The sequence below is a fragment of the Tepidicaulis marinus genome (assembly GCF_000739695.1).
Lineage (GTDB): Bacteria > Pseudomonadota > Alphaproteobacteria > Parvibaculales > Parvibaculaceae > Tepidicaulis > Tepidicaulis marinus.
This window is the reverse complement of the sequence record NZ_BBIO01000011.1, coordinates 124,033-134,479: the sequence shown is the minus strand read 5'-3', so window position 1 is coordinate 134,479 and position 10,447 is coordinate 124,033. Positions and strand designations below refer to the sequence as shown.

At 61.2% G+C, this 10,447-nt stretch carries 7 protein-coding genes; 4 read left to right on the top strand and 3 right to left on the bottom strand.

Annotation, left to right across the window (positions count from 1 at the left end; translation table 11 throughout):
* Positions 1-2,617 (top strand): beta strand repeat-containing protein (locus M2A_RS11295; protein ID WP_156101740.1); only part of this gene is annotated, 2,617 nt, incomplete at its 5' end.
* Between the two features lie 89 nt (positions 2,618-2,706).
* Here the strand turns inward: M2A_RS11295 and M2A_RS11290 are convergent.
* Positions 2,707-3,675: a KpsF/GutQ family sugar-phosphate isomerase gene (locus tag M2A_RS11290; RefSeq protein WP_045447413.1), complete on the bottom strand. Its 969-nt coding sequence runs from the start codon at positions 3,673-3,675 to the stop codon at positions 2,707-2,709.
* A 196-nt stretch (positions 3,676-3,871) separates the two neighbouring features.
* Here M2A_RS11290 and M2A_RS11285 point away from each other — a divergent pair, with 196 nt between their 5' ends.
* The gene (locus M2A_RS11285; protein ID WP_045447307.1) at positions 3,872-5,119 is read left to right on the top strand and encodes an outer membrane beta-barrel protein; all 1,248 of its coding nucleotides are present in this window, start codon (positions 3,872-3,874) and stop codon (positions 5,117-5,119) included.
* 36 nt (positions 5,120-5,155) lie between these two features.
* On the opposite strand, the gene M2A_RS11280 is transcribed toward M2A_RS11285, so the two are convergent.
* Both M2A_RS11280 and galU read right to left on the bottom strand, forming a co-directional pair.
* Positions 5,156-6,466 (bottom strand): UDP-glucose dehydrogenase family protein, encoded by a 1,311-nt coding sequence (locus M2A_RS11280; protein WP_045447304.1) that lies wholly within the window; start codon positions 6,464-6,466, stop codon positions 5,156-5,158.
* 39 nt (positions 6,467-6,505) lie between these two features.
* Entirely contained in the window at positions 6,506-7,423 is a 918-nt protein-coding gene (galU, locus tag M2A_RS11275; protein WP_045447301.1) for a UTP--glucose-1-phosphate uridylyltransferase GalU, read from the bottom strand.
* Between the two features lie 342 nt (positions 7,424-7,765).
* On the opposite strand from galU, the gene gmd reads away from it, so the two are divergent.
* Entirely contained in the window at positions 7,766-8,830 is a 1,065-nt protein-coding gene (gmd, locus tag M2A_RS11270) for a GDP-mannose 4,6-dehydratase (protein WP_045447298.1), read from the top strand.
* A gap of 53 nt (positions 8,831-8,883) precedes the next feature.
* Positions 8,884-10,326 carry a mannose-1-phosphate guanylyltransferase/mannose-6-phosphate isomerase gene (locus M2A_RS11265; protein ID WP_045447295.1) on the top strand — a complete coding sequence of 481 codons (1,443 nt, stop codon included), beginning with the start codon at positions 8,884-8,886 and terminating at the stop codon, positions 10,324-10,326.
* Positions 10,327-10,447: the final 121 nt, after the last annotated feature.

The following is a 10,447-nucleotide window of genomic DNA, read 5'->3' as shown; positions in this document are numbered from 1 at the left end:
GGACTCCTATCGCACGGCGCTAGATCTTCACGCAGTGGACGGGGCGACCATCGATAACTTCACGGCGCTCAACACCGTGTGGGGGAACGGCATTACGCTGACCGACAGCGCGAATGTCACGATCACGAACTCCACGACGACGGGGAACGTGTGGGGCGGCCTCGCGCTTTACCAGCGCAACGCCTATTACGATCTGAAATCCGACAATATCTCCATCGATGCGACGAATACGTTCAATGAAGACAATCCCGTCTATGCGCAGCAATACACGGCCGCTTCGCAGCAGTTCGGCGACGACATCACCATTGAAGGCTTCTCGCATGCGGTCACGAACCCGAACACGGATGGCGGTACGACCGTCTATTCCTGGTTCCAGCGCACGCTGAGCGATGCCATTGACTTCGCGCTTGCGGTGACCAATCCCGGCTCCTCCGCCGTTGAAGGCTGGGACGGCTCCGGCGGTGATGGGCAGTTCTATGTCGGCACCGCCTCGGGTGGCGGCGCTATGTCGGTTCAGGCGGCATCGGATGCTGCTTCCGACGGGGATACGATCAACATTCTTGCGGGGACTTATGCCGGCGGGACGACTCTGAACAACCAGGGTCTCACGATCCAAGGCCAGACCGGTGCAATCATCGACGTCGCAAACGGCCAGAACGGTTTCGACGTGCGGGCCGACAACATCACCCTGACGGGTCTTGAGATTGTCGGGCCGGTGGTCGGCGACTGGCGGACCGTTGATTGGAACGATGCCAGTGTGAGCTACTCCATCGGTATCAACATCTCGCACAGCCGTTCGGGCATCGTGATCACGAATAACAATATTCACGACATCCGTTCGGGCATTAACGTCGCCAACAATTCCGACGCCTCGATCACGAACAACCGGATCGAGAATACGAAAGGCGGCGTGCTGGTGCGCCCGGCAAGTATCACTGCGCTTTCGGGCAATACCGAAGGCCCGCTCGGCAACGAGTGGGGCGTGGTGCTGAACCTGCAGAATATCGACGACGCATCGACGGCGGATGCTGCCCGTCAGGCCTTCCTGCTCGATCTGAGCGAGGCGAATGACGATATGGCGGTCTTCGACCGTGGGTACGGCTTCAAGAACCGCACCCATATCTATGTCGATGACGATACGCCGATCGCGACAGCCGCGGACGATTTCGGCTATGGCAACGGTCTTGGCAATGAGCGCCAGGAACTGCCGTCCATTCAGGCCGCCTTCAACTCCGTGGTCGCGGGCGGTTACGTCCAGGTTGCCGAGGGTACTTATGCCGGCAATGCAACGACAGGTGATCTGGTCAATATTCTCGGCCAGAACGCCACGGTCGAAGGCCTGACGCTGAACGGCGCTGGCAGCATGATTGGCGGCTCCTTCAGCTCCGCCGTTTCGGGCTTCACCTTCGGCGCACCGATCATCCTCGGCGATAATCTCACGCTGACGACGACGGGCCCGGCCACGATTACGGCAGGCGCAATCGACGCTGACACCGCAGGCGTGCAGACGCTGACGGTCAATGCGGGCGGCACGGCGTCCTTCGGCTCGCTCGGCGGCGCGACGCGCCTTGGCGCCACCTCCATCACGGCGGCGGGCACCACGCTGACGGGCGCCGATTACAACGCCAACAGCCTGACCTTCGGCGGGCCGGTGACGCTGACCCAGGCACTGACCAGCTTCAACAGCACGATCTCCGGAACCCAGGCCGGCAATATCACCTTCACGGGGAATATTTTCGGCACCGCCAATGGTGCTCAGAGCCTCAACCTGATCGCCGGTAACGGCGCGGGCGCGAAGAGCTCCAACGGGGACGTCTCGATCCAGAATGCGGGGACAGAGGCCGTTCAGCTCGGCGGCCTGACGGTGAACGCGGATGACTTCTCCGCGGCAACGGTCTGGCTTGCGGGGGACTACACCGCGCAGATGACCGGTAACCAGGTCTTCACGGATGAAACGCTGAATGCCGGCGGCAACGTGAGCAGCACTGTCGGCGGAAATGTGAGCGGCCCGATCAATTCGGGCGGCAACGTCAACGTGAATTCCGGCGGTAACGTTTCGGGTAACGTCTCCGGTAACAACGTGACGCTGGCGGGCCAGAACGTGAACTCCAACGTGACGGCGAACCAGACGGCCAACATCACCGCGCAAAACAGTGTGAGCGGTAGTGTGAGCGCCGGCAGCGGCGGCACGATCAATGCCGGCACGGTCAACACGAACCTGAGCGGCGGCAGCTTCACGGTGAACGCTTCCGGCGGCAGCGTGACGGGCAACCCCTCCGGCCTCAACACCAGCGGCAGCGGCTCGCTGAAAGTGAACGGCCAGACGGTGGTGGGCTCGAGCGATGCCGACTTCAACCAGATCGTGGTGGAAGGCTTCGCTCTCCCGGCCGGCGCAACCGTGACGGATACGGGTGAGATCGTTCTGCCGCAGGGTCTTGCCATCGGCCTTATCAGCCCGGCCGCGGGCGAGGGCTCGGAAGGGACGGCGCCGCGCGTGATCTTCGTGCGCTCGGTCCAGCGTCTCGGCGCGCTGCTGGCGGAAGGCTACTCGGCCATCGTGATCGACCTTAATGAGGGCGTGAGCGAGGAAGAGCAGGAAATGGCGATGGCCCAGTAAGGTCACTTAAGCCAGACCCATCCGGTCAAAAGAAAGCCGGCCCTTCGGGGCCGGCTTTTTTGCTTTGAGCCTGAAAAAGGGCAGGGCGCTTAAACGACGCCGATATGCAGGAAATCGTGGATATGGACGAGGCCGACGGGCTTGCCGTCTTCCACCACGAAGAAGCTCGTGATCTTGTTTTCATTGAGCTTGCTCAGCGCTTCGGCGGCCAGCATGTCCGGCCCGATGACTTTCGGCGATTTCGTCATGATCGCATCGACCGGGGTCTGCAGAATGCCCTCGCCCATATGGCGGCGCAAATCGCCGTCCGTGACGAGCCCCGTGAGCGCGCCCCTGCTGTCCGTCACGCCGACGCAGCCGAGGCGCTTTTGCGTCATCTCGATAATGGCATCGCTCATCAGCGTGCCTTCGGGCACCAGCGGAATGTCACCGCTCTTGTGCATGACATCGCGCACATGCTGCAGCATGGCGCCGAGCTTGCCGCCCGGATGGAAGAGCTTGTAATCGGTCGCCGCAAAGCCTTTCTTTTCCATCAGCGCGATGGCCAGCGCATCGCCGAGCGCCAGCTGCATGGTGGTGGAGGTGGTGGGCGCCATGCCGATGGCGCAGGCTTCCTGCGCCTGGGGCATTTCCAGCACCACATCGGCGGCCGCCCCGAGCGTGCTTTGCGCGCGCGAGGTAATGGCGATGAGCGGGATATTGAAGCGTTTGGCATAGGCCAGGATATCGCGCAGCTCGGCGGATTCCCCGCCCCAGGAAAGCGCCAGAATGCCGTCCTCTGCGGTGATCATGCCGAGATCGCCGTGGCTCGCCTCGCCCGGATGGACGAACTGAGCCGGGGTGCCGGTGGAGGCGAGGGTGGCGGCGATCTTCCGCCCGATATGGCCGCTCTTGCCCATGCCCGTGACGATGAGCCGGCCTTTCAGGTCGGCGAGCCTTTCAACCGCTTCCTCGAAGGTTCCATTCAGCGAGGCGGCGAGCGCCTCCAGCCCCTTGATCTCCACTTCGATGGTGCGTTTGGCGGAAGCCACATGGGCGGGCACTGTCTTGGAAGCCATGAGATTTACGTCTTTCAGGTAGCGGGCAGATAGCGGGTAAACGCGGCCGGCAGCCGGGAAACTTGGAAAGCCTTTATATTCCAACTTGTTACCGGGGGCGAGCCGATCTTCTGATAGTCCATGGTTAACCCCCTGTAAACATACTAGCGGTAGTCTTTACCGGTTGAAATCGGGGAACCCAGCAGTCGGGGCGGAAATGGTTCATTGGCGCAAAGCATTGCCGCTTGGTCTTTTGTGTATTGCCGTGCCTGGCGCGGTTTACGGGCAGGAAGATTTGCGCGGCGTCGGCGTGCTCGACCGGCTGCGCCCGGCCTATGACCCGGACGGGGTGCGCCTCGGCGCCTTCGAGATCAAGACCGGGGTCAAGGTCAGCGAAACCTATACCGACAACGTCTTCGCCAGCGAGACGAACAAGAAGTCCGACATTATTACCTCCGTTGCGCCGGATATTACCGTGACCTCCACCTGGTCGCGCCATCAGCTGCGTCTGCGCGGCTCGCTCGACACGCGCTTTCATGCGCAGGAAAGCGATGAGAACGCGACGGACTGGGCGCTTGGCGCGGATGGGCGGATCGACATTACCCGCAACACCACGCTGGCGCTCGATGCGGGCTACCGGCGCGAGCATGAAGAGCGCGGCGAGCCCGATGCCTTTGCCGCCGCCGAAGAGCCGACCCAGTACGATATTATCGAAACCGGTTTCGAGCTTGCCCAGCGCTTCAACCGCTTTTCCGTGGCGCTTGGCGGGCGCTATGCCGATGTCGATTATGAAGATGTGGCGCGCACCGGCGGGGGAACGATCGACAATGACTTCCGTGACCGGGAAGCATATCTCGCCCAGTTCAAGCTCGGCTATGAGGTCTCGCCCGACACGAGCCTCTTTGCCTTGGCCGAGGTCAATCAGCGCGATTATGACCGGATCGATCCTGCGCTCGGCGCGAAACGCGATTCGGAAGGCTATGAGCTGCGCGGCGGTGTGGATTTGAAACTCACCCGCCTTGTGGACGGGCAGGTCTATGTAGGCTACCGCGAGCAGCAATATGATGCCGCCGCGCTTGAAGATGTGAGCGGGGTTTCTTACGGCGCCAACCTTAATTGGTATGCAACGCCGCTGACGACGCTGCGCTTTACCGCGCTTTCCGATCTGGAAGAAACGATCGAGGCGGGCGCCTCGGGCAATGAACGCACGGCGCTTGGCGCCGCGGTCGATCATGAGCTGCTGCGCAATCTCATTCTTACCGCCGATGCTTCTTATGAGAATGAAGACTTTATCGGGTCCTCGCGCGAGGACGATACCTATACGTTCGGCTTCGGCGGGACCTACCTCATGAACCGCCATTTCCGCTTCGGGCTCAATTACAAATTCACGAGCCGGGATTCGACGGATCTGGGAGAAGATTACGACGAGAACCTGATCGGCGTCTTCATCCGCACGGATCTTTAACTCGGCCTGTAATCCGGTTTTCCGAAGCGTGAGGTCTTAAACGGGCGCGCGGCCGACCGAATGGTAGGCAAGGCCCGCCTTCTTCATTTCCTCGCGCGTATAGATATTGCGCAGATCGACGATGACGGGTTTGCGCAGGCTTTCGTGCAGATGGCCAAGATCGAGCGCGCGGAACTGGTTCCATTCCGTTAGAATGATGAGCGCGTCGGCGCCCTTCATGGCTTCGTTCTCATCCTTCATCCACTCGGTGCCGGGCAGAAGCGGGGCCGCTTCTTCCATGCCTTCCGGATCATAGGCGCGGATATGCGCGCCCGCTTTTTGCAGGGCCGGGATGATGTCGAGGCTCGGGGCATCGCGCATGTCGTCCGTATTGGGTTTGAAGGTGACGCCCAAGACAGCCAGCGTCTGGCCTTTCACATCGCCGCCGCAGGCCGCGATGATTTTTTCCGCCATGCGTTTCTTGCGCTCGGCATTGCTGCTTGACGCGGCCTCGACGATGGAAAGGCTGGCGCCGGTTTCCTCGGCGGTGCGCAGAAGTGCGAGCGTGTCTTTGGGAAAGCAGGAGCCGCCATAACCGGGGCCTGCATGCAGAAACTTGCCGCCGATGCGTTTATCGAGGCCGATACCCTTGGCAACGGCTTGCACATCCGCGTCCACCTTTTCGCAAAGATCGGCGATCTCGTTGATGAAGGAGATTTTCGTCGCAAGGAAGGCGTTCGCCGCATATTTGATCACCTCGGCGGTGCGCCGCGCGGTGAAGAGGATCGGCGTTTCATTCAAAAAGAGCGGGCGGTAGAGCTGGTTCATCAGCTCCTTGGCGCGTTCCGAGCCCGTGCCGACGACGACGCGGTCCGGGCGTTTGAAGTCTTCGATCGCCGAGCCTTCGCGCAGGAATTCCGGATTGGAGGCGACATCGAAATCGGCCTGCGGTTTGCGGGCGCGAATGAGTTCTTCCACCTTGTCGCCGGTACCCACCGGCACGGTCGATTTATTGACGACAAGCGTATAGCCGCTCATTGCATCGGCCACTTCCTCGGCAGCGGCAAAGACGTAAGAAAGGTCGGCATGGCCGTCCCCGCGCCGTGACGGCGTGCCAACCGCGATAAAAACCACATCGGCGCCGCGCACGGCGGGCCCAAGATCGGTGGAGAAAGAAAGGCGCCCGGCAAAGCGGTTGCCGTTCACCAGCACATCGAGGCCGGGCTCATAGATCGGAATTTCGCCGCGCTCCAGCGCTTCGATTTTGGCGGCGTCTTTGTCGACGCAGACCACTTCATGCCCGAAATCGGCAAAACATGCGCCGGACACAAGGCCTACATATCCGGTGCCGATCATTGCAACGCGCATGAACCTGTTCTCCTTGAAAGGGTGGGATGGGCCGGGTGATTATTTCGTTTGATAGCGGGTGAGAACCTGGCGCAAATCCGCTTCCATGTCCTCACGTTCCAGCGCAAGCGCCAGATTGGCTTCCAGAAAGCCGACTTTGTTGCCGCAGTCGAAGCGCCGTCCGCCGAAGCGCAGCGCATGGAAGGGCTGACGGCCGATCAGCTCGGCCATGGCGTCGGTGAGTTGAATTTCATCGCCCGCCCCGCGCCGGCCTTCCGACAGCGGCACGAAGACATCGGGCTGCAGGATATAGCGCCCGACAATGGCAAGATTGGACGGGGCGGCATCGGGCTTCGGCTTTTCGACCATGCCGCGCACTTCCGAGACGGTGCCGTCATCGGCGCCAGGATCGATGACGCCGTAGCGGGAGGTGTGCTCATGGGGCACTTCCTGCACCGCCACGATATTGCCGCCGCGCTCTTTATAAGCTTCCACCATCTGGGCAAGACAGCCCGGCGTGCCGTGCATCAATTCATCCGGCAGCACCACGGCAAAGGGGTTATCGCCGATAATGTCCTTGGCGCACCAGATCGCATGGCCAAGGCCGAGCGGTTCCTGCTGGCGGGTAAAGCTCATCTGGCCGGGCCGCGGGCGGCTGGCGACAAGCTCTTTCAGCGCGTCCGTCTTGCCCTTGTTTTCCAGCGTGGTTTCAAGCTCGAAGGCGCGGTCGAAATGGTCCTCGATGGCTGCCTTGCCCCGGCCCGTGACGAAAACGAAATGCTCGATCCCCGCTTCCGCCGCCTCATCCACGGCATATTGGATGAGCGGGCGGTCGACCACGGGCAGCATTTCCTTCGGGATCGCCTTGGTGGCGGGCAAAAAGCGCGTACCGAGGCCGGCAACGGGAAAGACGACTGTTTTGACGGCGGGGCTTTTCTTGGCCGGGCTCTTGGTAACAGGGCTCTGGGACGAGGCCATGGCGGGACTTCCTTGTTGTTGGGGCCTTATACCTCAACGGCGTGCGGCGGGCGAGCGTTCAGCGGCCGCCCGTGCCGGGGCTGTATTGCACCTGGCTGTGGCGGTTTCTTGACAGAAAAACCGCCTCGAGACTAGCAAAGCGGGTTGTTTTGCAGAAGTATATGTAGGATTTTATTCCACAATATTAATGCTAGTGGCGGGGGTGATTGCTGGTTTCAAACTTCGCCTATAAAACATATATAGGGCCGGTTCAGCCGATCGGCTGACAGGGTTGTAAATTAGACGCGGGCTTGCGGCCGGGGAAGCGGGCGCGCGTGCCGGGACGGCGCTTCAGGAAGAAATATGACAAAACGCAAAGTTGCACTGATCACCGGGATCACCGGCCAGGACGGGGGATATCTAGCCGATTTGCTGCTGAGTAAGGGGTATGAGGTGCACGGGGTGCGCCGGCGGACCTCCAGCTTCAACACGCAGCGCATCACCCATCTTTACCGCGGGCCGCATGACCGCGTTGCCGATTTTCATCTGCATTATGCGGACATGACCGACGGCATGAGCCTTTTTCAGGTCCTGCGCGATGTGAAGCCGGACGAGGTTTACAATCTTGCAGCGCAAAGCCATGTGCGTATCAGCTTCGACAAACCCGAATATACGAGCGATGTGAACGGGCTCGGCGTCGTGCGCCTTCTCGAGGCGATCCGCCTTCTGGGCATGGGCAATGATGTGCGCTTCTATCAGGCCTCCACGTCCGAGCTTTTCGGCAATGTGCAGGAAGTGCCGCAAAGCGAGACGACGCCGTTCCGCCCGCGCAGCCCTTATGCGATTTCCAAACATTTCGCGTTTTTGACCACGGCCAATTACCGCGAGGCTTACGGCTTTCATGCCTCCAACGGCATTCTCTTCAATCATGAAGGCCCGTTCCGGGGGGAAAGCTTCGTCAGCCGCAAAATCACGCGCGCCGCCGCTGCCATTACCCACGGCCAGCAAGAAAAGCTGGTGCTCGGCAATATCAACGCGACACGCGACTGGGGCCATGCCCGCGACTATGTGGACGGCATGTGGCGCATGCTGCAGCAGGAAGAGCCGGGCGATTATGTGCTGGCGACGGGCGAGCAGCATTCGGTGCGCGAGTTTGCCGAACTTGCCTTCGAGATGGTCGGCACACCCATCGAATGGGCGGGGAGCGGGCTCGATGAAAAAGGCCTCGATAAGAAGTCCGGCAAGGCATTGATCGAGATCGATCCCCGGTTCTACCGCCCGGCGGAGGTCAATTCGCTTGTCGGCAATCCGGCCAAGGCGCGCGACGAACTGGGCTGGGTGCACCGCACGACATTCGACCAGCTGGTCGCGGAAATGGTAGAAGCGGATATGAAAATCGCCGCGAGCGGCGCGTTATCGGCCGGGTAGCCAAAGGCTCCTGCGAACCGGCCTTGGGGGATGAGCGTGGGAAGGGCGCAGTCATGAGTAAGATCGTTCCGGTCGTGTTGTCCGGCGGGGTCGGGTCGCGTTTGTGGCCCACATCGCGCGCGCTCTATCCCAAGCAGTTGCTGCCGCTTGTCTCCGCCAATGGCATGTTGCAGGAAACGGCGCTGCGGGTGGCGGATGGCGACACCTTTCTGCCGCCGCTGATCGTGTCCAATGACGAGCACCGCTTCGTCATCGCCGCGCAGATGCAGGATGTGGGCATCGAGCCCATGGCGCATATTCTCGAACCTCTGGGCCGCAACACGGCGCCGGCCGCCGCCGTTGCCGCCGAATTCATCCGCCAGGAGGAAGGCGGCGAGGCGATTTTGCTCGTGCTGCCCGCCGATCATCACATCGGCGATCTGGATGCCTTCCGGCGCGCCGTCCATCACGGAGCGCGGCTTGCGGGCGAGGGCCATCTCGTCACGTTCGGCATCGTGCCGGCGGCGCCTGAAACCGGTTATGGCTATATCCGCCGGGGCGAAAGCGCCGATGAAGAAGGGGGCTATAAGGTCGAGGCTTTCGTCGAAAAGCCGGACAGCGCAACGGCGGCCTCTTATCTTGCCGATGGCGGCTATTACTGGAATGCAGGCATCTTCATGTTCCGCGCCGACCGCATCTTGGAAGAGATGGAAACCTTCTGCCCCGACATTTGCGAGAAGGCGCGCGCGGCGCTCGGCGTCAGCCAGCGCGATCTCGATTTCATCCGCCTCGACAAGGCGGCCTTCGAAGCCTGCCCGTCCGATTCCATCGACTATGCGGTGATGGAACATACCCGCCATGCCGCCGTCGTGCCCGTCGATATGAAATGGAACGATATCGGCAGCTGGTCGGCGCTGTGGGAAATCGGCGAGAAAGACGAAGATGGCAATGTGCATCTCGGCGATGTCATCAATGTCGACAGCCGCAACACCTATGTACGCGCCGAAAAGGGGCTGGTCGCAACGCTCGGCGTCGAAGATCTTGTGGTGGTGGAAACCGGCGATGTCGTCATGGTAGCGGCCCGCGACCGGGTGCAGGACGTGAAGAAAATCGTTCAGCGCCTTGCCGAAGAAGGGCGCAGCGAGCACGAAGCCCATAACCGCGTTTACCGGCCCTGGGGCTATTATGAAAGCCTGACCCAGGGCGACCGGCACCAGGTCAAGCATCTGATGGTCTATCCGGGCGGTGCGCTGTCGCTCCAGCTTCACCATCACCGCGCCGAGCACTGGGTGGTGGTGAACGGCAAGGCCCGCGTCACGGTGGGCGATACGACCTCCACGCTCGAGGCCAATCAATCGACTTACATTCCGGTCAACACAAAGCACCGGCTGGAAAACCCGTTCGAGGAGCCGCTCAGCATTATCGAAGTGCAATCGGGCTCTTATCTGGGTGAAGACGACATTGTGCGCTTTGACGATGTTTACGGGCGCACGGAAGAGAACAAGGCCGCCGAATAGGCCTCGGCAACGCCGCCAAGAGCGCTCTGGCCGGTTTGGAACGCACCCTAATTAGGGTGCGTTTCTTTTATGCTGGCAATTTGACATAGCTCATTTTCAAATGTCCGCGCGCGCCCCACCT